This window comes from Leisingera sp. S232, from assembly GCF_049800895.1.
In the GTDB taxonomy this organism is placed as follows: domain Bacteria; phylum Pseudomonadota; class Alphaproteobacteria; order Rhodobacterales; family Rhodobacteraceae; genus Leisingera.
Map to the genome: position 1 here is coordinate 1 of NZ_JBNAFX010000004.1, position 23,181 is coordinate 23,181.

Annotated in this window: 31 protein-coding genes and 1 pseudogene; 12 read left to right on the plus strand and 20 right to left on the minus strand. The window is 56.2% G+C overall.

Annotated elements, in window-relative coordinates:
• Positions 1-204: integrase core domain-containing protein (locus tag ACP151_RS04165; RefSeq protein WP_424977604.1), on the plus strand; the 204-nt coding region annotated here is incomplete at its 5' end.
• A 78-nt stretch (positions 205-282) separates the two neighbouring features.
• On the opposite strand, the pseudogene ACP151_RS04170 reads toward ACP151_RS04165, so the two are convergent.
• The 9 genes and pseudogenes from ACP151_RS04170 to fliF all read right to left on the minus strand — a co-directional run.
• Positions 283-677: pseudogene (locus ACP151_RS04170) on the minus strand (IS66 family transposase zinc-finger binding domain-containing protein); the annotation flags it as partial.
• A gap of 55 nt (positions 678-732) precedes the next feature.
• Entirely contained in the window at positions 733-1,080 is a 348-nt protein-coding gene (gene tnpB, locus ACP151_RS04175) for an IS66 family insertion sequence element accessory protein TnpB (RefSeq protein WP_424977605.1), read from the minus strand.
• A gap of 2 nt (positions 1,081-1,082) precedes the next feature.
• A complete protein-coding gene (locus ACP151_RS04180; RefSeq protein WP_424977606.1) occupies positions 1,083-1,469 on the minus strand; it encodes a transposase in 387 nt (128 codons plus the stop codon).
• 41 nt (positions 1,470-1,510) lie between these two features.
• Positions 1,511-1,744, minus strand: coding sequence for an IS66 family insertion sequence element accessory protein TnpB (tnpB, locus tag ACP151_RS04185; protein ID WP_424977607.1), 234 nt, complete (start codon positions 1,742-1,744; stop codon positions 1,511-1,513).
• Between the two features lie 55 nt (positions 1,745-1,799).
• Complete coding sequence (locus ACP151_RS04190) at positions 1,800-2,123, minus strand: transposase (protein WP_424977608.1); 324 nt, start codon at positions 2,121-2,123, stop codon at positions 1,800-1,802.
• Between the two features lie 165 nt (positions 2,124-2,288).
• A complete protein-coding gene (gene fliP, locus ACP151_RS04195; RefSeq protein WP_424977609.1) occupies positions 2,289-3,032 on the minus strand; it encodes a flagellar type III secretion system pore protein FliP in 744 nt (247 codons plus the stop codon).
• Positions 3,029-3,325: a FliM/FliN family flagellar motor switch protein gene (locus tag ACP151_RS04200; RefSeq protein ID WP_424977610.1), complete on the minus strand. Its 297-nt coding sequence runs from the start codon at positions 3,323-3,325 to the stop codon at positions 3,029-3,031. The genes fliP and ACP151_RS04200 overlap by 4 nt, the downstream gene beginning before the upstream one ends.
• Positions 3,318-3,917 carry an ABC transporter ATP-binding protein gene (locus ACP151_RS04205; protein ID WP_424977611.1) on the minus strand — a complete coding sequence of 200 codons (600 nt, stop codon included), beginning with the start codon at positions 3,915-3,917 and terminating at the stop codon, positions 3,318-3,320. The genes ACP151_RS04200 and ACP151_RS04205 overlap by 8 nt, the downstream gene beginning before the upstream one ends.
• Positions 3,917-5,590 (minus strand): flagellar basal-body MS-ring/collar protein FliF, encoded by a 1,674-nt coding sequence (gene fliF / locus ACP151_RS04210; RefSeq protein WP_424977612.1) that lies wholly within the window; start codon positions 5,588-5,590, stop codon positions 3,917-3,919. The genes ACP151_RS04205 and fliF overlap by 1 nt, the downstream gene beginning before the upstream one ends.
• 119 nt (positions 5,591-5,709) lie before the next feature.
• On the opposite strand from fliF, the gene ACP151_RS04215 reads away from it, so the two are divergent.
• The 10 genes from ACP151_RS04215 to ACP151_RS04260 all read left to right on the plus strand — a co-directional run bounded on the left by ACP151_RS04215 (position 5,710) and on the right by ACP151_RS04260 (position 15,514).
• Entirely contained in the window at positions 5,710-6,234 is a 525-nt protein-coding gene (locus ACP151_RS04215; protein WP_424977834.1) for a flagellar basal body-associated FliL family protein, read from the plus strand.
• 9 nt (positions 6,235-6,243) lie between these two features.
• On the plus strand, positions 6,244-6,678 hold the full coding sequence (locus ACP151_RS04220) for a hypothetical protein (RefSeq protein WP_424977613.1): 435 nt from the start codon (positions 6,244-6,246) through the stop codon (positions 6,676-6,678).
• Complete coding sequence (locus tag ACP151_RS04225) at positions 6,678-7,292, plus strand: MotE family protein (RefSeq protein ID WP_424977614.1); 615 nt, start codon at positions 6,678-6,680, stop codon at positions 7,290-7,292. Before ACP151_RS04220 ends, ACP151_RS04225 begins: the two co-directional genes overlap by 1 nt.
• 78 nt (positions 7,293-7,370) lie before the next feature.
• Complete coding sequence (gene motA / locus ACP151_RS04230; RefSeq protein WP_424977615.1) at positions 7,371-8,240, plus strand: flagellar motor stator protein MotA; 870 nt, start codon at positions 7,371-7,373, stop codon at positions 8,238-8,240.
• Positions 8,237-10,720 carry a tetratricopeptide repeat protein gene (locus ACP151_RS04235; protein ID WP_424977616.1) on the plus strand — a complete coding sequence of 828 codons (2,484 nt, stop codon included), beginning with the start codon at positions 8,237-8,239 and terminating at the stop codon, positions 10,718-10,720. The genes motA and ACP151_RS04235 overlap by 4 nt, the downstream gene beginning before the upstream one ends.
• A gap of 128 nt (positions 10,721-10,848) precedes the next feature.
• Positions 10,849-11,169 carry a hypothetical protein gene (locus ACP151_RS04240; protein WP_424977617.1) on the plus strand — a complete coding sequence of 107 codons (321 nt, stop codon included), beginning with the start codon at positions 10,849-10,851 and terminating at the stop codon, positions 11,167-11,169.
• Positions 11,170-11,221: 52 nt separating this feature from the next.
• Positions 11,222-13,255 (plus strand): flagellar biosynthesis protein FlhA, encoded by a 2,034-nt coding sequence (flhA, locus tag ACP151_RS04245; protein ID WP_424977618.1) that lies wholly within the window; start codon positions 11,222-11,224, stop codon positions 13,253-13,255.
• Entirely contained in the window at positions 13,252-14,031 is a 780-nt protein-coding gene (locus ACP151_RS04250) for a flagellar biosynthetic protein FliR (RefSeq protein ID WP_424977619.1), read from the plus strand. Before flhA ends, ACP151_RS04250 begins: the two co-directional genes overlap by 4 nt.
• The gene (flhB, locus tag ACP151_RS04255) at positions 14,028-15,119 is read left to right on the plus strand and encodes a flagellar type III secretion system protein FlhB (RefSeq protein WP_424977620.1); all 1,092 of its coding nucleotides are present in this window, start codon (positions 14,028-14,030) and stop codon (positions 15,117-15,119) included. Before ACP151_RS04250 ends, flhB begins: the two co-directional genes overlap by 4 nt.
• Complete coding sequence (locus ACP151_RS04260) at positions 15,116-15,514, plus strand: hypothetical protein (RefSeq protein ID WP_424977621.1); 399 nt, start codon at positions 15,116-15,118, stop codon at positions 15,512-15,514. Before flhB ends, ACP151_RS04260 begins: the two co-directional genes overlap by 4 nt.
• A 76-nt stretch (positions 15,515-15,590) precedes the next feature.
• On the opposite strand, the gene ACP151_RS04265 is transcribed toward ACP151_RS04260, so the two are convergent.
• The 9 genes from ACP151_RS04265 to ACP151_RS04305 are packed head-to-tail and all read right to left on the minus strand — an operon-like array spanning position 15,591 to position 20,159.
• Entirely contained in the window at positions 15,591-16,088 is a 498-nt protein-coding gene (locus ACP151_RS04265) for a flagellar basal body-associated FliL family protein (RefSeq protein WP_424977622.1), read from the minus strand.
• An 8-nt stretch (positions 16,089-16,096) separates the two neighbouring features.
• Positions 16,097-16,837, minus strand: a complete 741-nt coding sequence (flgH, locus tag ACP151_RS04270) for a flagellar basal body L-ring protein FlgH (RefSeq protein ID WP_424977623.1) — start codon at positions 16,835-16,837, stop codon at positions 16,097-16,099.
• On the minus strand, positions 16,837-17,259 hold the full coding sequence (gene flgA / locus ACP151_RS04275) for a flagellar basal body P-ring formation chaperone FlgA (protein WP_424977624.1): 423 nt from the start codon (positions 17,257-17,259) through the stop codon (positions 16,837-16,839). Before flgA ends, flgH begins: the two co-directional genes overlap by 1 nt.
• Positions 17,259-18,044 (minus strand): flagellar basal-body rod protein FlgG, encoded by a 786-nt coding sequence (flgG, locus tag ACP151_RS04280; protein ID WP_424977625.1) that lies wholly within the window; start codon positions 18,042-18,044, stop codon positions 17,259-17,261. The genes flgA and flgG overlap by 1 nt, the downstream gene beginning before the upstream one ends.
• 10 nt (positions 18,045-18,054) lie before the next feature.
• Positions 18,055-18,771, minus strand: a complete 717-nt coding sequence (locus ACP151_RS04285) for a flagellar hook-basal body complex protein (RefSeq protein ID WP_424977626.1) — start codon at positions 18,769-18,771, stop codon at positions 18,055-18,057.
• Entirely contained in the window at positions 18,771-19,043 is a 273-nt protein-coding gene (locus tag ACP151_RS04290) for a flagellar biosynthetic protein FliQ (RefSeq protein WP_424977627.1), read from the minus strand. Before ACP151_RS04290 ends, ACP151_RS04285 begins: the two co-directional genes overlap by 1 nt.
• Positions 19,044-19,046: 3 nt before the next feature.
• Positions 19,047-19,343 (minus strand): flagellar hook-basal body complex protein FliE, encoded by a 297-nt coding sequence (gene fliE, locus ACP151_RS04295; RefSeq protein ID WP_424977628.1) that lies wholly within the window; start codon positions 19,341-19,343, stop codon positions 19,047-19,049.
• A gap of 22 nt (positions 19,344-19,365) precedes the next feature.
• Positions 19,366-19,758 (minus strand): flagellar basal body rod protein FlgC, encoded by a 393-nt coding sequence (flgC, locus tag ACP151_RS04300; RefSeq protein WP_424977629.1) that lies wholly within the window; start codon positions 19,756-19,758, stop codon positions 19,366-19,368.
• 11 nt (positions 19,759-19,769) lie between these two features.
• Complete coding sequence (locus ACP151_RS04305) at positions 19,770-20,159, minus strand: FlgB family protein (protein WP_424977630.1); 390 nt, start codon at positions 20,157-20,159, stop codon at positions 19,770-19,772.
• Between the two features lie 88 nt (positions 20,160-20,247).
• Here ACP151_RS04305 and ACP151_RS04310 point away from each other — a divergent pair, with 88 nt between their 5' ends.
• Positions 20,248-21,576, plus strand: coding sequence for a FliI/YscN family ATPase (locus ACP151_RS04310; RefSeq protein ID WP_424977835.1), 1,329 nt, complete (start codon positions 20,248-20,250; stop codon positions 21,574-21,576).
• 783 nt (positions 21,577-22,359) lie between these two features.
• Here ACP151_RS04310 and flbT read toward each other — a convergent pair.
• A complete protein-coding gene (gene flbT, locus ACP151_RS04315) occupies positions 22,360-22,764 on the minus strand; it encodes a flagellar biosynthesis repressor FlbT (RefSeq protein WP_424977631.1) in 405 nt (134 codons plus the stop codon).
• Positions 22,765-22,766: 2 nt separating this feature from the next.
• Positions 22,767-23,138 carry a flagellar biosynthesis regulator FlaF gene (flaF, locus tag ACP151_RS04320; protein ID WP_424977632.1) on the minus strand — a complete coding sequence of 124 codons (372 nt, stop codon included), beginning with the start codon at positions 23,136-23,138 and terminating at the stop codon, positions 22,767-22,769.
• Between the last annotated feature and the right edge of the window lie 43 nt (positions 23,139-23,181).

A 23,181-nucleotide genomic window follows, 5' to 3' on the forward strand; every position in this document is an offset into this window, starting at 1 on the left:
GACTTCCTACCGGGCGATCTCGAAGCCCAAATCGAAGCCTTCGTCGATCACTACAACCACCAGCGCTACCACGAGAGCCTGAACAACGTCACGCCAGCCGACGTCTACTTCGGGCGTGACCAAGCCATTCTGGAACAAAGAGAAAGGATCAAACAGAACACGTTCGAAGCGCGACGCTTGCATCACAGACAACGCGCCGCATAATCAAACCAACCAGATGAGCCGAGCACTCTCTTAGTTTACGCCGCTCTTGGACCCAAATAACCTGACGACGGACACTGCGATGATGTTTGCTGGTGCCGAGGCTTGGGGGATCCCGCAGTCGCAAGACCGACAGGCGTACTTGGGGCGACGGGTGACGATCACGCGGAATTGGGCCGGGATGATATCCAGCCGTTCAATCACTTCCTCACCAATCATATGACGCTCTGCACCGCAGGCACAGGCGCGGTGCGTTCATCGGCGTCAATTTCGGCTTCGACCTGCGCGATGGCGGTCTCGATATCCTCGAGTTCCAGTTCGTATTTAGCTGGATCGACCTTCTCAGATTTGCTCCCAAAGAGCGCTTTCTTGAAGGAGGCAAGCAACGCTTCAAGCCCCGCATTCTGATCCTGCTGCGCACGGATGAGCGCCTTCAACTCGGCGACGTTGTTTGGCAATTTATCAGGTGCGCTCATGCCCGGTTCCATACCAAAACAGGCGCAGAATGCCCCGATCAAAAGCCACCGTGAGTCACTCCGCCGCAGCCGGAGCCGCCACCTCCAGGGGGCGCACGCGCCGCCAATCCAAACCGGCAAACAGCGCCTCAAACTGGGCCGGTTCCAGGCGCATGACCCCGTTCTTGATGGCCGGCCACTTGAAGCTGTTGTCCTCCAGCCGTTTGTACGCCATCATCAGCCCGCTGCCGTCCGAATAGATCAGCTTGAGCCGATCCGCCCGCTTGGCCCGGAAGACATAGATAGGCCCATCAAACGGCTTCTGGCGCAACTGGCTTTGCACCAGGGTGGCCAAACCATCATGGCCCTTGCGAAAGTCGACCGGTTCACTGGCCACAAAGATCCGCACCTTGTGGGATGTCATGATCACGGAGCCATGGTCTGTACGATCTCGGCGATCCGTGTCGCGGGCGTCGCCGCATCAAGACGAACGGTGACGTCGCCCTTGATCACATCAATCATGCTGGAGGATGTCGTCACCAGAGGCTGGGCCACGGGCACAGGCGCCTCGATCTCGACCGGAACAAAATCCATGCCTTCCAAATTGGGCAAAACCAACTTGCCCTGACGCACCATCCGCCGCCAATCAGACACCATGCTTGGGACCAACTCATAACGTTCGGCAACCTGCTTAACCGTCTCGCCTTCGATCAACGTCTCAGCAACAATCCGGGCCTTCAACTCTGGCGGCCAATCTCGTTTCCCATCTGCCCGGCGCGCCACCATTGCTAGAAACTCACTTGTAGCTCCCATCGAAAAACTCCCACAAATCAAAGAAGCCTCTGAATCGCAGATCAACCGCTATGCCGTAAGTGTGGGGACGGAGTACCGCTTACGATCGGACCTCTCTCCCACCAAATGATATTGAGCAGATCCCCGCGCCGCCCCCAGAACACGAACAGATGTCCGGAATAGGGGGCAAGCTCTAGGGCCTTATCGGGCTGCGACGCCGACGTGTTGATACCTCGCCGGATGTCCGTGACACCCGTCGCCAGCCAGACGCGCGTATTGCTGGGAACCGGGATCAAGCCATTAACCCCTGTACCAAACCAATGATGGACCCAAGAGACACCGGCCCTTCGATCAACACGCGCCGCCCATCGGACAATGTAATATCAACCTTGTTTGCGGAAAGTGCGGCGGCGGGCGTGGCAACAATATCCGGAACTGAATGGGAGGCTGCCGCCGACACATCCAATTCGAAGAAAAAGACGCGTCCGTAGGCATCGCAAGATCTTCCGCATCCGGCGCAAATCGCGGGTCCTTCAACCAGTTGTGGATCATATTGGCATTGGCGCTATAGCGCCGTGCTATCTGTGCCACCGAGGCCCCTGGAAGAACGGCCTGCTGGCAGATCTCCCGTTTTTCCTCGTCAGACCACTTCCGACGCTTTTTGCGATTACTCATAACTGTCCCCTAAGTGTCCATTTAGCCAAGCGGACACTTAGATCACCCAGCAACGACGCGTGAGGTCGGGTTCATCGGACGCTCACTTTACTGGTCCAGGCCCCACAGAAAAATCGCTCTGGGCACAAACCAGTGCCCAGAGCGATTTTTCTGAAGTTTTGTGTTTTAGGGGTAGTAGCTGCGCACCAGCGCAGTTGCGATGAGACTCCAGCCGTCGGCTACAACGAAGAACGCCAGTTTGAACGGCAGAGACACAATCGCTGGCGGGACCATCATCATCCCCATTGACATCAGAATGGCGGCCACAACGAGATCAATAACCAAGAATGGCAGGAAAACCAGAAATCCGATCTGAAAAGCACGCGAAATTTCTGAGAGCAGAAAGCTCGGCACCAGAGCAGATAGCGGTGCCTCAGGGGCAGGGTCCAAGCCTTGCGTTTCGAGTCTGAGGTCAGCAATTGCATAGAACGTGTCCGGATCCAGCCGGTTGGCCATAAAAACCCGGAATGGCTCCAAGCTGCGGGTTATCGCTTCGCCGGGTTCAAGTTGCTCTTCCAAAAGAGGGTTGATTCCGGTGGCCCAGGCTTCGGTGAAGACCGGCTCCATAATGAAATAGGTCAGAAAAAGCGCCAGGCTGATAATAAGCATGTTTGGCGGCGCTTGCTGCAGGCCGATACCCTGGCGCAGAATTGACAAGACAGTCACCAGAAACGGGAAGCAGGTGATCATGATCAGCAGGCCGGGGGCCATGCTGAGCACTGTAATCAGAAGGATCAACTGGATTGAGCGGGCTGAGATCGACTGCCCGTCTGCCAGTGAAAGGCTCAATTCTTGAGCCAGGGCGGTGTGCGGCAGCGTCAGAAGAACTGCTGACACAAAAGCCGCCCGCACAAATGTCGAATGTGTCATCCCAAACCGCTTTGAAGATCGGCAATTTCCGTCAGACGCACGGCCAGTTGGCCGGCTTGGTCGCCTTCCAGTTCTTCCAGCTGACCGCGGGCCACCAGCCTGTCACCGACGTAAAGATCCACGGGGTCTTCAACCCGTTTGTCCAATGTCAGCACGGCGTTTTCTCCGAGGCTGACCAAGTCGCGGATCAAGGGACGGGCTTTTCCGACCGATACAACCACTTCGACGGGAACTGAGACGAATGGGTTGCTTGCGTCAGCGGACTTCATGTTGAGATCGGCAGCGTCATCCATAGTGGCTGTCCTCATTTGCGTGATAGGTAAAGGCCTCAATCGATTCATGGATCGACTCGAGGAGGGCATCGCAGTTTATTTCGCACTCAGTGCTGCCAACGCTCAGGTAGGCTTGACCAGGTGACAACACGCTGTCTTCTCTCACCGTTACGGGTACTGAAAATTTCTCTGGCAAAAGGCTGCGCACGGCGGGACCTTCTCCCGGAGCAACCACAATCTGCATTGGCTGATCAGTCTGCCCCTTTGCCATACCGTCGAGCTGGTCGACAATGTGATGACCGAAGGAAGCCGCCATTGCATCCGGCAACACAGCGCTGGTCAGTACTTTGAACATCGGATCCAGTGAATCGAGAAGCTGGCTTTGGGCTTCCTGATAGGTGAAATTCAGATCCTCCAGAGAGCTGGCCAGTTCGGCTGAGATACGGGTGTTCTCTTGATCTTTTGCTGACACCGCGTCATCCCAGCCGGCGCTGTAACCGTTTTCGAAGGATGCGAGCCGCTGTTCTTCGATGACCTCTTCCGAAATTGCCGGTAGAATGGGCTCTACAGGCGTTTTCATCCCAAAATCTTCGAGTAAATGGGCAATTGTCATCAGGCTTGCTCCTTGTTCTCTTCTAGCCAGCCGCGCAGAATCTGGACCGTTTCCTCTTGCCGTTCGCCAATGAGATTGCGCAGCCTGTCGACCGGGTCATCCATTCCGCCGCCCATTCCACCGAAACCGGCAGCTCCCATCAGATCTCCGCCGGTTCCCATGGCCGGTAGGTCTCCCAATGGTTCGAATTGCCCGGTTTCGTTGTTTTCAATCTCGCCATCCAGCGCGAGATTCGCTCCCAGATCGGGGGCAGTCATGAAACTGTCACCGCCCATACCGGGCAGGCTTGCCAAGGCATCTGCTCCCGAACCGGCTGCTTCCAGGGCCGGAGTCGCCTGGTTCGACAGAATCGGGCGCACCACGAACAGACCGAGGATCAGACTGACAATGGCAAGAGCCAGGATTTGAACCAATGACATGGCGTCAAAATTGAGCTGATCCATGAAAGACGACGTCACAACCGTGCCTTGAGGTTCTACGGCAGGAAGCTCCATCGACTTCAGAGTGATTACGTCGCCGCGGTCTGCGTTGAACCCCACAGCTGCGGAAATCAGTTCCCGCAAAGCTGCCAGTTCCTCGTCCGGTCGGGGCTGGAAGATGGTCTCGCCTGTGTCATTGGTGACGCCGGTGCCATTGATCAGGACCGCTACTGTCAGGCGCTTGATCGCACCGGGGCCGCGCAGAATCTCCTTTTCAGTTTCTGAGACTTCATAGTTGATCCGCTCCCGGGTTGCGCTTGTGTTGGCCTTTGATCCTTGGCCGGAAGCGGCATCGCCATCGGGGATGTTGGAGGCGACTGTGACTTCTCCTGATTGGTTGGTCGAGGAATCGGCCCGTTCTTCAACATCGGTGCTGACCGCGACACGGCTTTTCGGATCCACCAGTTTTTCGCGGATCGATTCGGTGTCGGTAACGCTTTCCACGCTGACTTCGACAACGGCGTTGCCTTGGCCGACGCGGGCTTCCACCAGGCGCAGGACACGTTCGCGAATCGTTTGGGAGCGGTCATCAACGCCGGCGCCAGCCGCTGCCGCTGTATCCGAAGAGCCAACCAAAGCTCCGTTCGCGTCGATCACTGCGACGTTTTCTACGGGCAGACCAGTAACGGCTGATGACACCAGAAAGCGGATGGCATTCGCCTGGGCTGGGGTGATCGGAGACCCCATCGGCACAATAGAGACCGAAGCCGTCGGCTCAACCGTGCGCTGAAAAGGGTTCGATCCGGTGTTGGCAATATGAACCCGCGCCTGGCTCACATGGGGGCTGGCGACAATGGTTCTGGCCAATTCCCCTTCTTTTGCGCGCCAGTAAGCTGCATCGAACATTTGAGAGGTGGTGCCAAATCCGCTAAGCGAATCAAGCAATTCATACCCTTTGCCACCGTTGGCAGGCAGGCCTTCGCTGGCGAGTGTCATTCGCAGTTCGTCGCGTTGGGTGGAAGGCACATAAATCGAGCCGCCTCGCACCTCAAATTGAGTGCCGCGCTGTTCCAGCGACCGCACCACATCTCCTGCCGAACCACTTTCCAGCCCGGCATAGAGCAGTGTCATTGTTGGCTTGCTTGCCACATGGGACATTGCGATGACGCTGAGAATCATGATGGCCGTGGCCCCCACGGCAATCAGACGCTTCCGCATATCCATTTCTGCCCAGACATTCTTGATCTGCTGCACATTAACCTCCGTCGCACCGGCGTTCTCTCCGGCATGCAACCGTTTTGACGCATCGGCCTTAACATTCGGTTAGTTCCTCACAGGTTATGAAGAAGCTGCACGACGTTTTAGGGATAGCCATGACAGACGCTGCAGTAGATATCGAAGCAGAAGCTCCGGCCAAGAAAAGCAAATTACCTCTGATTATCGGGGTGGTGTTGGCATTGGTTGGAGGGGGCGGTGGATTCTTTGCCGTTCAGTCAGGCCTTCTTCCCTTTGGTCAAAAAGCGGCACCAGAACCGGTGCACGCGGCCGAAGTGGCGCCAGAAGGCGTGGACACCGGCGAGTCGGCAGCAGATATTGCCAATCTTGCCTTTATCGAAATGGATCCGATTATGATTACCCTGCGCAAAGCCAGTGGTTTGAAACATCTTCGGTTCCGTGCCCAGTTAGAGGTCGGCTTGGCTCATCAGGCCGAAGTCGAAAAAGTCCTCCCGCGGGTTGTCGATGTCCTGAACAGCTACCTAAGAGCACTGGAGCTAGAGGATCTGTCCGATCCGATGGCGTTGCCAAAACTGAGGGCGCAAATGCTGCGGCGGATCAATATCGCAACCGGCCAAGGCCGGGTGCGCGATCTGCTGATTATGGATTTCGTACTGAACTAGGAGGACAGGATGGACATTATAGCTGATATCCTGCTTGCGGCCGGAGCGCTGGGTGCCGGATTCTATTGCTTGGTGCTGTCGCGCCGGCTGAAGCGATTTAATGACCTGGAAAAAGGAGTGGGCGGCGCGGTGGCCGTCTTGTCTGCGCAGGTTGATGATTTGAACAAGTCACTGCAATCAGCGCAGCAGGTGTCGGATGGCTCCAGCAAAGCGCTGCAGCAGCTGACAGGGCGTGCCGAATCGGTGGCGCAGCGGCTGGAGCTGATGATGGCTTCGATGCATGATATTCCTGAAGCCGAGACCGCGCCGACTTCAGCCGCGGCTGCGGACGAGGATGCCGCAATGGCCGCTGCTTTAGATGCCGCTGCTGAGACCCAGGAGGAGGCAAAGTCTTCTGGTTTGATGTTTGTGCGCCATAACCGCAGCCAAAACCGGGTGGCGTGATGGCAAAAGGAGCAGGAAAAAGCAGACGGTTCCGGCGCAGCGGGACGTTGATGATGCTGGCTTTGCTGCTGATGGGGTCTGCCATCGTGCGGCTGGGGCTTGAAGCAGGCCCTGCCATAGCCCGTGAAGTCGCAAGTTTGAAAGAGGGTGGCCAAGAAGAGCCTGCGCACCAAGGTGAGACACAGCGAGGGGCGATGCCCGACACTGCCGAGCTTCAAACGATGCTTGCCGCATTTCAGCAGCGTGAAAAGGTCTTGGCCGCGCGTGAGGCGGAAATTCAGGACCGTATGAAAGCACTGGAAATCGCTGACCAGGCAATCGAGAAGAAACTCGCGGCCTTGGAGCAGGCAGAAGAAAATCTGCGTGCAACTCTCGCTCTGGCGGATGGCGCGACAGAAGCAGATGTGTCCCGCCTGACGACGGTTTATGAGCAAATGAAGCCCAAGGATGCATCCGCGTTGTTCGAGGAAATGGACCCGGCCTTTGCGGCAGGATTCCTGGCCCGAATGCAGCCTGAGGCCGCTGCAGGAATAATGGCCGGTCTCAGCCCTGAAGCGGCTTATACTATCAGTGTGGTGCTGGCTGGGCGCAATGGATCTGTGCCCAAGGAATAACTTGGGCGCAGCGGCTTAGTCTTTCCTTAGGGAGACTCGCCTAAACTAGTAAAAACCAACGGAATTCGGAGTGAACCTATGATCGGGATTGTGGGCATTGTGGTGATCTTTGCCATGGTCTTTGGCGGATACCTTCTGGCCGGCGGCAAATTGGCGATCATCATTAAGGCGCTGCCGTTTGAAATGATGATGATCGGTGGGGCCGCAGTTGGCACCTTCCTAATCAGCAATGACATGGGCGGGATAAAACACACGCTCAAGGATGTTGGTAAGGTTTTCAAGGGGCCTAAATGGCAACCCGATGACTACAGGGATCTGTTGTGCCTGCTGTTTGCATTGATCCGGATTGCCCGTGCGAACCCGGTTGAAGTCGAACAGCATATCGAAGACCCAGAGAATTCCTCCGTTTTCAACAAGTATCCTAAAATCCTGGCGGACAAGGAAGCTGTGAACCTGATCTGCGACACAATGCGTTCGGCATCGATGAACTATGATGATCCGCATCAGGTGGAAGAAGTGCTGGAAAAGCGGATAGAAGCGAACCATCATCATGCCCTGCATGGCAGCCATGCTTTGCAAACTCTCGCAGACGGGCTTCCTGCACTTGGGATCGTTGCCGCGGTTCTTGGCGTGATCAAGACCATGGGCTCAATTGATCAGCCGCCCGAGGTTCTGGGCAAGATGATTGGTGGTGCTCTTGTGGGGACTTTCCTGGGCATCTTCCTGGCCTACTGTTTGGCCGCTCCCTTTGCCGGAAAGGTGAAGAACGTGGTTGAGGATGACGCGCATTTCTATCAGTTGATCCGGGAAGTTCTGGTCGCAAACCTGCACAATCATGCAGCTGCGATTTGCATCGAGGTTGGTCGCCAGAATACGCCTTCCCACTTCCGTCCGGGCTTTTCGGAACTTGAAGAAGCCCTCAAATCGGTGAAGCAGGACGCAGCATGATCTGGCGGGCATTTGCCACTGCAGCTGTTCTGCTGACGGCGGGCGCAGCACAAGCGCAGACCATTGTGACCCGCTCGGGTGAGCACAAGGGTTTTACGCGGCTGGTTATGCGGTTGCCTGCTGACGCTGATTGGTCGCTGACGCAAAGCGGAACAGTCGCAACAATAAACATTGATGCGCCGGAAGCTGTGTTTGACACCTCCCGTGTGTTTAATTTGATCCCCCGAACAAGGCTGCAATCTCTAGCTCAGAATGGTCCAGGGCAACCACTTCGGTTGCAATTGGCCTGTAGCTGCACTGTCTCTTCCTACCTGCAGAAAAACGGCTACTTGGTGGTCGATATCCGGGATGGCGGCAAACATTCCGCGAAGCCGCAATTCAATGCTGCGTCTAGTGTTCTGCCGCTCACACCACAGATGCCGCAGTCCGGGTACCGTTTTGGCTTTTCCCAAACGGCTGCAACAGATGCACGTCTGGCGCTCGAGCTTGCGGCGGCGAATGCCGTGTCAGGTGACAATGGTAAGGCGGCCCCCTCCCAGGAGACACAGGTCCAAGCCGGCGCAGGATCGGTGTCAGCAGTTGAGAATGAACTTTTGTCGCAGATCAACGGGCTGACCCTGCCGCTGGACGGCCGCCACGATATCGCAGTTGTACAAGAAGCCGAACCCTTTGATGAGGCTGTTCTGGAAGAGCGCCCTGTTAGCATTCCCGAAACATCCTTAATGATTGATTTGAAGGATTCTGAACGTGCTGCTGCAGTTGACCTGTCCGAACAGCGGCTCCTACAGCAGATCAGCCGGGCAGCGAACCAAGGCCTAGTGATTGTATCAGAGGAACATCCTTCTGTTGAGGCAGACACCGTCGGCCTTGACCCGTTTGGCGCGGCAGACAGGCCTCTCAATCCGCTTGACCATATCTCAGTGACCTCTGCGATTGATCGTGAAACCGGGTTGATTGCGGCTTTGGCCGCTGACCGCGGCGAGGAGTCTCATTGCCTGAAAAGCCGGGATCTCGCTGTTCATACCTGGGGTGAAGAAGGTCCGTTTGCTGACCAGCTGGCACCTTTGCGCAGCGCTTTGGTGCAGGAATTTGATGATGTGAATCCGGCTAATGTCTATGCGCTTGTCCGGCTGTATCTTTACTTCAGTTTTGGTGCGGAAGCACGCTCGATCAAAGCGCTGCTGCCTCCTGAGCAGCAGAGCAGTTCTGAAGCCGCCCTTCTGGACACAATGGCAGTCCTGATGGATGGTATCGATCTGCCGGTCAATCATGTGCTTTCCAGTCAGCAAGGCTGTGATAGCGACAGTGCCCTGTGGGGCGTCCTGGCTGACGGCGAAGTCAAGAGGAGCGCCAACACCGACGCCATCCAGCAGGCGTTCTCCAAGCTGCCAGCTCATCTGCGTGTGCATTTGGGCCCGCGTGTCAGCAAGATGTTTGCCGAAGCAGGAAACCATCACGTCGCAGAGGCGATTTTGCGGGCTGTGGACCGGACCGGAGTAGAGGATGTTCCTGAGATCAATCTGGCCGAAGCGGCAATAGCAGAGCTGGAAGGCGACAGTGAAAGGATGGCTGAGGAGCTGACGAGCGAAGTCGTTGAAAGAACGGGCAATGCGCCGACTGCATTGATCGAACTGGTTGCCTTGAGCGTGAAGGAGAGGAAAGCGATTTCGCCTGATGTTCCTGATTTGATTGCGTCTTATGAATTGGAGAGCCGCGAAACTGAACTTGGTGCCGAACTCCGTTTTGCTTTGGTGTCTGCAATGGCTCTGATGGGGCAATTCCACGAATCGTTCACAGAATTGGAGAGCGTGACTGAAAGGGATGGCCCAGCTGCGCGGGCCGCCGCACTGGAACCGCTGATGCTGCTCTTGGCAGAGCGAGCCGACGACGTAACCTTCCTGCAGCATTCCTTGATGTTTGCCGAGCTGGCGACTCCGGCTGAGGCCGCGCCTGTGGCAGAACAGGTGGCGCGCCGGCTGCTGGAGTTAGGTTTTGCGCAGCAGGCGCAAGATCTTCTGACCAAACTTGCACTGGAGCCGGAAAACGAGTCGCGCCGTCTGTTGATGGCAGAGGCTGCTCTGGAATTGGAAAAACCGCATCGGGCACTTGTCGAATTGATGGGGCTGGAAGGGTCAGCTGCCAACAAAATGCGAGCGCAGGCTTTATGGCGCAACGGTGAATACAGCCGGGCAGGTGAGTATCTGCTTGGCGAAGACGAGACAGGCGCAGCTGCCCGGGGATTCTGGCATTCAGAAGATCTTGAGGCAATTGAGGCCATAGATGAAAGGGCCGAAATACGTTTTGGCTCCGTTGCCTCGGTCACGACGCAAATAGGAGAAACTGCGCAGGATCCTGTAGGGTTGGCTCCGCTTGCACACGCGAGGGCACTGGTGGAAAGCAGCGAAGGCACCCGCGGCGGCATTGCGGACCTGCTGAACCAGATCGAAGCAGGTTTGGACAAACCTGAAGAAGACCAGTAAGCCTGACTGGGATCTCCTGATTTTCCGGCCGCCTTTTAAAAGGCGGCCGTTGTATTTTCTGATAACATTTTGTCAACCAGCGGCCGCTAACGTGACAGACGGGTGAATCCTGAATTGGAACGGGCAGAATGCCGGACAAATACATAACAAATTGCCCGAAAGGGCAGGTTTTGCGTGCAGCAGACCATGGGTGCATGGCCGCCGGTCTGTGGTGCATGTGCATGCCATCTTTCTACTCAACATTTCTTTTCCGTTTCGGTCTGCGAAGGGGACATTTGCTGCGGCAAATTCGATGCTGTCTGCAAGCTGTTCAGTTTGTGTTGGCCTTGAAGAAATGGCCATATTTCAATGGCTTGATCACCATCATGCGCAAGCCGTCAACAGAAGCGGGGCGTCTGGGCGCCATGCAGTTCGGGAAACATAAACTGCGGGGCCTGACCAGTGCCTAAGCTGACAATAGAACAACTTTTCAGTCCGACGGTTTTGCTTGCGCTTGCGCTGATGGCCATCATTGTAATGATGATCCTGCCGATGCCGGCCTGGGTATTGGATGTCGGTCTAGCGGCATCCTTTGGACTGGCAATCCTGATCTTCACCATCACATTGTTCATTGAGCGGCCATTGGACTTTTCGTCTTTTCCAACGATACTTCTGGCCTCCTTAATGCTGCGATTGTCGCTGAATGTATCGTCGACCAAACTAATCATCGGACAGGGGCATACTGGCACCGACGCGGCGGGCGATGTGATCGAAGGCTTCGCTCAGTTCGTCATGGGGGGCAGTGTTTTCCTCGGCCTTGTGGTTTTTGGCGTTCTGCTGATTGTCAACTTCATGGTTATCACCAAGGGTGCGGCGCGAATGGCTGAAGTCGGCGCGCGGTTTGCTCTGGATGGTATGCCGGGCAAACAGCTGGCGATTGACGCCGACATGTCGGCCGGTGCGATTGATCACCAAACGGCCAAGGAGCGCCGGGAACGTGACCAGCAGGAAACCACTTTCTTCGGCTCGCTTGATGGTGCCTCGAAGTTTGTCAAGGGCGATGCCGTTGCTGGTTTACTGATCACTTTGCTGAACCTGGTCATGGGGCTGATCATGGGTGTCCTGGTCCATGGCATGCCGGTTGGCAGTGCCTTTGAGACCTATGCAATCTTGACCGTAGGTGATGGCTTGGTTTCGCAGATCCCTTCGGTAATCATTTCCATTGCGGCGGCGCTGCTGCTGGCCCGTGGCGGTACTACCGGTGCCACAGACACCGCCCTGTTTGAACAATTCGGCCGTCATCCTGCTGCACTGACCACTGTTGCCGTGCTGATGGTGATGTTCGCGCTGGTTCCGGGCTTGCCCTTTTTGCCGTTTGTGACCGGCGGCAGCGTGCTGGGGTTCATGGCCTTTAGAATGGCCAAACAGAAAAGGGATGATGCCGAAGCGGAGATCGAGGAAAAGATCGAGGAAGCCGCGGACCCGGCTGCATCACGGCCGCTGGGCGATATCCTGGACCTGGATGATCTGCATTTAGAGTTTTCGCCGGATCTGGTGGGCATGGTGCTTGATGCCGGCACCGGGCTGGATGCCAGAATTGCCAATATGCGCTCCCACATTGCCACGACATTCGGTTTGATCCTGCCGGAAATCCGGCTGACTGATCAGCATGATCTGGAAAGAGGCACTTATGTCATCAAGGTTCAGGGGGTGGAGCAGGTCCGCGGTACGCTGCACCCGGATATGATTCTGGCGCTCATGCCTGACAATCATGACACACTTCCGCCGGGCACTGATGTGACTGAACCGGTCTATGGCGCACCGGCTCGCTGGATTTCAGCAAAGGCTCAGGAGCAAGCCGCGCTGGCCGGCGCCACGGTGGTCACGCCTCCGGAAATTTTGGCGACCCATCTTCTTGAGATCATAAAGCAGAACTTCTCCCGCTTGCTGACACTCAAATCATTGCGCCGACTGCTGGACGAGATGACACAGCTGTCCGATGGCTTCAGGTCTGAAGCAAACCGCAAGCTGTTGGATGCATTGGTGCCGGACAAGGTGCCGATGGATACCTTGCATGCAGTTCTGCGGCTTCTGCTGGAGGAGCGGGTGTCGATCCGCAACATGCCTCTGATTCTCGAATCGATTGCTGAGGCGCGGATGCACACAACCCAGCCAGAATTGATTTGCGAGCATGTGCGCCAGCGCCTGGGTTTCCAGCTGGTGGCCGAAATGAAGCGCGAGGACGGCACCATTCCGCTGATCCAGTTGGCACCGGAATGGGAGGATAAATTCTCTACGTACCAGGTGGATGCTCAAGGTGCCGGCCTGGATATTGCGTTACCGCCTGACCTGTTTAATCGGCTTGCAGACGGGTTGAGCGACAAGCTGGTGACAATCACTGATCAGGGCATTTTTGCCGCAGTTGTAACGTCAACCCGCCGCCGCCGGTATTTGAAGACAATCCTTAAGTCGCGAGGCATTACCAACCCAGTTCTGTCGTTCGAGGAAATCGGCCTCGAGGCACGGCCGGCTCTGGTCGGAATGGTTCAGGCATGAATATGAATTTTCTGCCGCCGGAGCTGGTATTGCTTCTGGGAGCAGGATTCTGGCACGCAGCTATCGTCTTTCTGCGTGTTTCCGCCATGGTGTCGGTCTTGCCGGCCGTGGGCGAACTTTATGTTTCAGCTCGGGTCAAACTGGCAATCGCCCTGGCCTTTACCTTTATCGTGGCTCCTGCGCTTCCGCCTTATCCCGAACCAAACGGTGTCATGGGCTATGCGCGTTTTGCAGTGACAGAGGCCATTATCGGTCTAGCGTTAGGCATTGGCGTGCGAATTTTTGTACTGGCCTTGCAGACGGCCGGAACGATTGCGGCACAAAGCACGTCATTGTCACAGGTTCTGGGCGGCATTGGCGCGGAACCAATGCCCGCTCTTGGGGCAATTCTCATGATCTCAGGTGTAACACTGGCGGTCATGCTTGGGCTGCATATCCGAGTGGCTGAGCTTCTCATCGGTTCTTACCGGATGTTTCCCGCCGGGCAGTTTCCTGCAGCGGCGGGACTGACAGAGTGGGGTGTGTACCGGATATCAGAGAGCTTTTCGATGGCGTTCACTCTCGCCGCTCCCTTTGTCATCACTGCAGTGATCTACAATTTGGCGCTTGGCGTTATTAACAGGGCAATGCCGCAGCTAATGGTTGCCATGGTTGGCGCTCCGTTGATCACATTTCTTGGATTGTTCATCCTTATGGTCGGCAGTCCAATGATCCTGGATGTATGGTCCCGTGCGCTGATGGCGTTCCTCTCCAATCCTGGGGGCGGAATGCCATGAGCGACAAGGACGACGATTCCGACAAGTCATTTGAGCCTACGGAACAGAAGCTCCGCAAAGCCCGAGAAAAGGGCGAGGTGGCCAAATCCACGGACTTGTCCGTGTCGGCAGCCTATCTCGGCTTGATTGTGGCGCTCTACTCGGCAGGCAGCTCCGGGGTTGAGGGAATGGGCTCAGCGCTGATGGCGTTTTTGGACCAGCCCGACCGGCTGGCTGCAATGTTTTTTAACGATGGATCTACTGCCGCCCCTACAGGCGGCTTTATAACCAGCGTTTTGCGGCCGGTTCTTCCGTGGTTTCTGGTGCCGTTTGTCCTGGTTTTGCTGTCTATTGTGGGCCAGCGCGCTTTGGTTTTTGCCCCCAGTAAGCTGGAACCAAAACTGTCGCGAATCTCGATCATATCTAATGCAAAAAACAAGTTTGGCCGTTCCGGCCTGTTTGAGTTTCTGAAGAGTTTTCTGAAACTGTCTCTCTATTCCGTTTGTTTGGGCGTCTATCTGAACTACCGGCTGCCTGACATGATCTCATCGTCGGGTACTGGACCGCAATCTGTTGTTCTGATGCTATCGCAGCTTGCGCTCGAGTTTTTGTTTCTCGCGCTGATCATTTCTTTGGCCATCGGGGTTGTGGATGCGGTTTTTCAGCATGCTGAACATCACCGTAAGAACATGATGTCGCGAAAAGAAATCCAGGATGAGATTAAGGACGCTGAAGGCGATCCTCATATGAAGGGCAAACGGCGCCAGCGCGGCCAGGAAATTGCGATGGGTCAGATGATGGCGGCTGTGCCGGATGCGGACGTGGTGATCGTCAACCCGACCCATTATGCGGTGGCCTTGAAATGGAGCCGCGAAAAGGGGGCTGCTCCGGTTTGTGTTGCCAAAGGGGTTGATGAGGTCGCCGCGGCTATCCGGCGGGTTGCCAATGAAAATGCGGTTCCCATACACAGTGATCCGCCAACCGCTCGGGCCTTGCACGCAGCAACTGAGATTGGTGATGAAATTCTAGAAGAACACTATGCACCGGTGGCAGCAGCAATCCGCTTTGCCGAAGAAATGCGCAGGCGTGCCAAAGGGAAGGTTACATGAAGCAAAAGATGCTAGACCAAATGGCGGCAGTGACTGCTGCACAATACATGCAAGAGCATGCCAAAATTCAACCGGCATTGGCTCGGGAAGCCGAATTGCGCGGTCAGTTGGCCAGACTCAATGACCAGGTCCAAGCGACACGCGCGCTGACAGACGGCGACCACGCGCTAAAAGCCCTTGGTGCGGATCTACTCTGGCAGGGATGGCATACCCGCACACGGCGCCAGCTGAACATGGATCTGGCTAAAGCCACGGCGCAAAAACTGCGGATGATGGATGAATTGCGCAAGGCATTCGGACGTAAGCAAGCCGTTGAAACAATGGCTGCCGCTGAACGTAAACGCTGCAAGACCGCGCGGGCAAAGATGCTGATGGACAAGCTTCTGGACAGCTGAAGTGTATGGCTCAGGCCGAAAAAAGGCCGGTTCTGCGGAACCGGCCTGGTATTGTCAGTTTGTCAAAATTGTTAGGTCAGACGTCCTGCCGTGAGATATCCATGATCAGCACATCATAAACACCTTTGCCGACATGTTTCTGTGCGGCTTCTCGCAAGGCGGTGCGCAGCGGTTCCAAGACATCAGACCGTGTAAAAGCCCCGCGAAAGCCGCCCATGTTTGCGTGATCGAAAAGAACCTGCAGGAAGGCATCACGCAGTTTTGGTTCATAAGCCCTTACTTTTTCGCTGGTGCCTGTTGCCGCTTCCAGGCTGAGGGATATGACGACCAAGGATGTCAGTTGGTCGCGATCGACAACCGGCACCACGAATTGATTGTTGATCTTGATGTACTCCCGTAAGTCCTCCTCGCTTTCTTCGGCGGGTTCTTCCGCGTCCTCAGCAGGCATATGGGCAGCTTCTTCTCCTGCGGCGGCGTGGTTTTCTTCAGGTGCGGGCGCCAGCATAATGCCGGCGCCGATACCGCCTCCGGTTCCGAGGAGCAGCAGGATGATAGGCAGGAGTTTTGATAGCATGATAACTCTCAGAATGGCAGGACTACATCAAGCAGCTGCTGGCCATAGCGCGGCTGCTGCATGTCAGTGATTTGGCCGCGGCCGCCATAGGACACTCGGGCGGAAGCAATTTTGTCATAGGTGATTTCGTTCTGTCGGCTGATGTCCTGGGGGCGGACATAGCCGGTCACCAAAAGCTCGCGCAGTTCGAAATTCACGCGCAGTTCCTGGGTGCCGCTGATTGCCAGAACTCCATTGGGCAGAACATCGACCACCGTTGCAGCAACCCGCAGTTCAAGTTTTTCACTGCGCTTGACAGATCCTTTTCCGCCGGAGGCGCTTGAACTGCCAAGCTCAACTGCTTCTGCCGACGAGGCGCCATCAGGCAACTTCTGATCCAGTCGTTGCGGCAGTCCCAGCAGCTGCGGTACGTTCAGGGTTTCTGATCCTGAGCGGGACCGTTGGGTATCGTTGGAAATTTCAGCTTCTTCATCGATTTCAATCACGACCGTCAGGATATCCCCGCGCTTGATTGCACGACGGTCACCCAGAAGAGACTGCTGCGAACCGCTCCAAAGCGAGGCGCCGTCGACAGTACGCCGGGCATGGGTTTGGGCCGGCAGTCCCTGATAGAGCATGGCTACATGCTCGGGTGTTTCGTTTGCCGGTGTGAAGGAAGGGGCTTTGCCCAGGTGATCCATCCGGCCGCAGGCACCCAGCAGGGCAAGCCCGTACAGCATCGGTTTTACAAGAGAAAATTTCTTAGACATCAGTTTACCTCTACGGATCCGTCTTCGGTAATCCGGCCAGTGACGGTGGTGCGGGAAGAAAGGTTCATGACCCGGACAGCCTCACCGGCCGAACCGCGACCAAGCGCGCGTCCATCTGCAGCGATGGAAAGCCCGCCTTGGCGGAAAATCAGCGTCACAAGGTCATTGCGTTCGACAATGGCGGGCGGACCGATATCGCCCGGGCGCAAGGGTCGGCCTGCATAAAGAGCCACACGTGCTTCCATGCCGATAACGTCGCCTGGAATGGACAGCGCACCTAAAATCTCGCCCTTCTTCAGGGCCAGGTCTTCGGCGTTTACAATTGCTTTCGCACGGATTGTGCGTGTCGGAACCAGGTAGTCCGCCCAGACAGGCGGGGCACACAGCACGGCGGCAATCAGACAGGCAAGAGCATGTTTCATCAGCGTACCTGTGTGGTTGCGCCCATCATCTCGTCGACAGCCGAGATGACCTTGGCATTCATTTCATAACCGCGCTGGGCTTCAATCAGTTCTGTCACTTCGCGAACAGCATCAACCGAGCTGGCTTCCAAGTAGCCTTGGCGGAAAGTGCCAAGTCCGTCCTCACCAGCGGTAGAAACAGTTGCGGTGCCAGAGGCTTCGGTCGCGGTGAACAGATTGCCTCCGATTGCTTCAAGCCCTTTCGGGTTTGTGAAGCCAGCCAAAGTGAGCTGCCCCAGCAGCTGGCCTTCGGTGGTTTCGTTGAAGTAGCCGTAAACTTCTCCCTCGGCATTGATCGAAATGCCGGTGGCATCATCAGGAATAGTGACCTCTGGTGATACCGCGTAACCGTCTGAAGTCACGATAAGCCCTTCGGACGTCCGTTTTAGCGCACCGTCGCGGGTATAGGCGTTCTGGCCGGAAGGCAGAGTGACCTCCAAGTAGCCTTTGCCGTCGATTGCAATGTCCAGATCGTTGTTGGTCTGCTGCAACGCGCCCTGGGACAGATGGACCGATACTGCAGCCGGGCGTACACCAAGGCCAACCTGGATACCGGTAGGCAGCACTGTGCCGTCTGACGCGTTTACTGTGCCCGCGCGTGAGACCTGCTGGTAATGCAGATCGGCGAATTCAGCCCGCCGTGCATTGTAGGCAGTGGTGTTCATGTTCGCGAGGTTGTTGGAGATGGTCTCCACCCGCAACTGCTGAGCGCTCATGCCGGTCGCGGCGATCTTCAAGGCACGCATCTGGATTCTCCTAGGTCTTGATCAAGTTCTTGATTGCATTGCGGATGCGCTCGTCTTCCGTCTGCAGGAAGCTTTGGCCCATCTCATAGGCGCGCTGGACTTCGATCATCCGGGTTACTTCGGAAATCGCATTAACGTTGGAACCTTCCAGAAACCCTTGCAGGATTTTTGAGTCCAAGGAATCCTCGATTTCGCCGTCGACGCGGAACATCACCCCGTCTTCGCGCACCAGCGTGTGGCTCTCCATTGGTTTGAAGACGCCCAATTGACCGAGCAGCCGTCCATTTGCACTGATGGAGCCATCTGCGCCAACTTCGATTTTGCCTGCATCCGGAGGTACAAAAACAGGGGCGCGGCCTGCGTCCAGAACCCGGAAGCCATCCATGTTCACAAGATCGCCATCAGCATTGGGAGAAAAGGCGCCTGAGCGGGTCAGCCGTTCACCCTGGGGAGTTTCCACCATGAAGAAGCCGTCGCCTTCGACAGCGAAGTCGAATGTCCCGCCGGTTTTTGTGAGCTGGCCTTGCTCCATTGAGGTGTTGAAGATGTTGGCACGCGACATCGACAGAGATTGCTGCCCTGGGGATGTCTGTACGAACTCAGAGAAAACCAGCCCTTCCTGCCGGTAGCCTGACGTGGCGGAGTTTGCGATATTGTTTGCAATGACACGCATTTCGCGCATCAATCCCGATTGACGGGAAAGCGTGGCGTAACCTGCTGTTTCCATTACAGTCCTCCGGCAATCATTGGAACGACGTGACCATCAAAAAAGGCCACGAGGGTTTGAGTCATAAAGCCCATGGTCATCCAGAAAACGACGATGATCGCAGTCAGTTTCGGGACAAACGTCAGCGTCATTTCCTGCACCGATGTGAGTGCCTGAAACAGGCCAATGGTCAGACCGACAACCAGCGCCACAACCAGGATCGGGGTCGACATGGTGACGGCGGCCCATATGGCCTGGCGCAGGGTGTCGTAGAAAAGGCTTTCACTCATCATGGCTCAGACCGGCATTCTCAGGATTTCCTGATAGGCCTCGACCACCTTGTTGCGAACAGTGACGGCGGTTTCAACGGCAAGTTCGGTTTGAGCAAGCGCCTGTACCAAAGCATGCGGATCGGCCTGCGAGGTCATGGCCTGCACAGATACCTGTTCGCTGTGCTGCAAGTTTGCGGCGAAGCTTTCAAAGCTCTCCTTCAGACGGGCGCCAGCGCCAACGGCGTCATGATTGGGGTCTGCCTTGGTGGCGGGCCGGGCGGCGGTATAGCCGCTAGCGGCGGAAAGACTGCGAATATCCATTCTGGATCTCCAATTGGTTCAGTTAACGTCTCAAAAGTTCCATAAGCGAAGTCGACATCGACCGGGTCTGTTCGAACATTTTCAGGTTGGCCTCGTAGCTGCGCTGGGCTTCTCGTGCGTCCGCGATCTCGATCATGAGATCGACGTTCGACCCTTTGTAGTGGCCACTTTCATCCGCCAAGGGATGCGAGGGGTCATAGACTTCCTCCAGATCACGGCGGTCCAAGGCGATCCTGCCAGTGCGGACATGCTCGACATCAGTTTGTAATTCGCGCACGGATTCAAAGGGCACTGTTTTGCGCCGGTACCCTGGGGTGTCCGCATTGGAGATGTTCTCAGACACGTGGCGCAGCCTTGAAGCTTGCGCCTTCAGCCCGCTGGCGGTGACGGAAAGGGCTCTCGAAAACTCGCTCATTGCATATTCCCTTACTGTTTGCCCAGGCTGGAGCGCAGGATGTTCATGGAGGATTTGTAGATTGCCATGGCGCGTTTGTGCTGGCGTGCGACCTCAACCCCTTTCAGCAATTCGGTTTCGACGGAAACAGAATTGTCATTGGGGTCGCTGCCGTCATCAGAAGAGGTGACAACCCAGTTCATCTCGTTGCCTGCTGCGCCATTCAAGTGGCTGCCGCGGCTTGCAATCATGCCAGTCGGATGAGCGCTGGCTGCAAAGACTTCCTTGAAGGGTTTGATATCTTTGGTGTGGTAACCCGGTGTATCGGCATTGGCGATATTCTGGGAAACCAGTGCCTGACGTTTGCCGGCATGGGTCGCCATGGAATAGGCGATTTTGAATACGTTCAATTCTGTGAACATCAGGGCTTCTCCCTTGATCGATTTCAATCAAGACTTAACCCCGATTCCTTTAGAAATTGTTTTCAGGACAGCAAGGGAGGCCGCTGCAATGAAAGCAGAGCTGCAAGCACTGACCCGTCAAATCGCCGGCAAGAGCCTGGCAACCCAGGTAGGCAGGGTGACAGGGATTTCAGGCGGAGAGATTGAAATCAGCGGGTTGGCGGCCACGGCACGGATCGGTGATCGATTGGTGTTACGCCGCGACCCGCAGAATGATTTGCACGGCGAGGTTCTGAAGATTAACGGTAGCAATATCAGTATGTTACCAGATAGGGCGCCTGATGGTGCTGCTATCGGGGATCCTGTACTGCTGAAACCGTCACCAGAGTTTGCCCCCAGTGACCATTGGATTGGGCGGGTGATTGATCCCTTTGGGGAGCCGCTGGATGACCGGCCCATGCTCCCTGGCAATACTCCTCGGGACTTGATGGCTGCGCCGCCCAAGGCAGCGGGGCGCCGCTCCATGGGTGAGAGGTTGGATACCGGCCAAGCGGTTCTGAATACGATTCTCCCGATTGTACGGGGGCAGCGAGTGGGTCTTTTTGCCGGTTCCGGGGTTGGGAAATCCTCGCTGTTGGCGAAGCTGGCGCAAAATATGGATGCAGATGTCGTCGTTATGGCCCTGATCGGCGAGCGCGGGCGCGAGGTGAATCACTTCGTTGAGCAGGTTTTGGGGCCCGAAGGCATGCGCCGGGCCACCGTAGTGGCAGCGACGTCTGACCAGTCGGCACTGGTGCGCCGCCGGTGTGCCTGGGCAGCCATGACGGTGGCGGAGCACTTCCGTGACCAAGGAAAGAACGTGCTTTTCCTGGCCGACTCGGTCACCCGTTTTGCTGAAGCACACCGCGAGATTTCAGCAGCGTCCGGTGAGGCCCCGGCGCTGCGTGGATATCCCCCGTCCGTGACGCCGCTGATCACCGGGTTGTGTGAACGGGCCGGGCCTGGCGGAGAAGGGCAGGGCGACATTACTGCGGTGTTCAGTGTTCTTGTAGCTGGGTCGGATATGGACGAGCCGATTGCAGATATTTTGCGCGGTGTTCTGGACGGGCACATCGTGTTGAACCGAGAAATTGCCGAGCGGGGGCGGTTTCCCGCGATTGACGTCTCGCGATCGGTGTCACGTAGCCTGCCTGCCGCGGCTACCCCTGATGAAAATGAGGCGATACAGGATGTGCGCAAATTCCTGGGCGCTTATGAGCAGTCAGAAGTCATGATCCGTGCCGGACTGTATGCTGAAGGCAATGATGCGGTGCTGGACCAAGCGGTAAAACTATGGCCCGAACTGGATTCATTTTTTGGCCGTGAAGATTCGGAAGGCATCACTAGCAGTTTCAACCGCTTGCTTTTGCTTTTGCGCCGGGCAAAGGCCGGACGCTGAACCTTTCTGCGGAAGCCGGGCCAGGATAGGCTTGGCACGGGAATGATGCAGGGCAATTAAGTGTTTCTGCGCTTGCATTCTTTTGTCTCTCCGGCAGGTTTTCTGAGTTCGTGCACTGACGGACAGAAAAAATTGTTCGTCAGCGGGGCAGCACAAGGTCCATGTTGACTTTGACACGCCTCAAACACGCTCATCCACCATGAAATAGTATCTGCCAAGCCGGTCTGTCAGCCGACCCGTTTGAGCGTCTGTACGCCATTTTCGAACCGATAGCTAAAGCCTGGAACGGCTGTAGGGCGGAGCCGGGAATGCGAGTGCTCAACAATCGGGATGCGGCGTTTGCCTCGCGAAGCAAGCAGGTCAAGGACGAAGTCCTTTCTGCGCCTCCTTGCACTTCGATACCTTCGTGCAAAGCCGGTTTGGCGGGTCAACAGCCTGCTGGACTGTTCTCTGATGCGCCTCACGTTCCCCGTCAGGGAAACTTAGCGGACAACTTCAGCTTGATACCATTCAGTTCTCAGGGGGGCAGAGCAGCTTTGTTCTGAATTCGATCAGGCCGGTGTCACACAATCAGTTTTTCAGACAATCCCGGGATTGTCGGCGCCCTGTACGCATCTTTGCAGAACTTTAGAAAAGTCCGGTGCTCAAGGTTGAGCGGTGCTTTTTACCAGTTGCCTGAACTCAAACCGTCAGAGGCAACGTGGTACAGGTCGGCCTGTAGGCATTCAGAAGAGCGAAGATTTCAGCCCGCCCTGGCCTTTGTCGGCTAGGCGGGCAAAAAGGTCACGAGGGTCGGACGGCAAAGAGCCGATCTTCCCGAGGCAGCAATGTGCGCAGGGCCTTCAGGCAACGGTAATGATTGTTGCTGATAAGAGCATCAGTGGCTTCGGAAATGGACGCACGGCTGTCTGGGTCGGTGAACACCTGGCTAAGCTCTTCAATTCTGCGAAGCATAGGCAGCCTTTCTTCTTCCGGGTCTGCATCACCCGACAGTATCAGCTGCGCAGCATAGCATACACGGCGTACCGGGGTATTGGCCTCTTCCGGGTGAATTGCGTCGCGTAGACGCAGGATATTGGCATCCGGAGTGACAATGGACAGGCGGCTACGACGGTCGCCGTTTTCAATCACTGCGCCATTCACAAGGACGCGCTCTTTCGGGGCAAGTTTCAGGACAAGTCCGCTCATATTCAGGATGCTCCGCTGCGGAGGCCACGCATGATGGCCGTATTGATTTCCACCAGTGGCCGGACATCGGCCTTGCGTTGAAGCACTTTGGTGGTGTGTTGTCTAGTGAATTCCGCCAGTTCGAACAGGTTCTGTTTGAGATCATCCGGCAGGGGGTTGCCTTCTGAAACGATGTCTACCGTGAAAATGGACCAGAGTTTCCGGTTGTCATTTAACGCTGAAGCAAGCTCACTGAACCCCTTGCGGCCCTTTTGTGTCGCCGTGATCAGCCTGCGGGTAACGCGGGCGATCACTTCATATTCAAAATTCTTTGCTGTCCGGGTTGGGGCCTTTGCCGCCGAATAGGCACTCTTCGCCTTCAGAAGGGCATTCACGTGTTTTCCTAACGTTTTGTTCTTCAGGTTCTCTGAGAGGGGA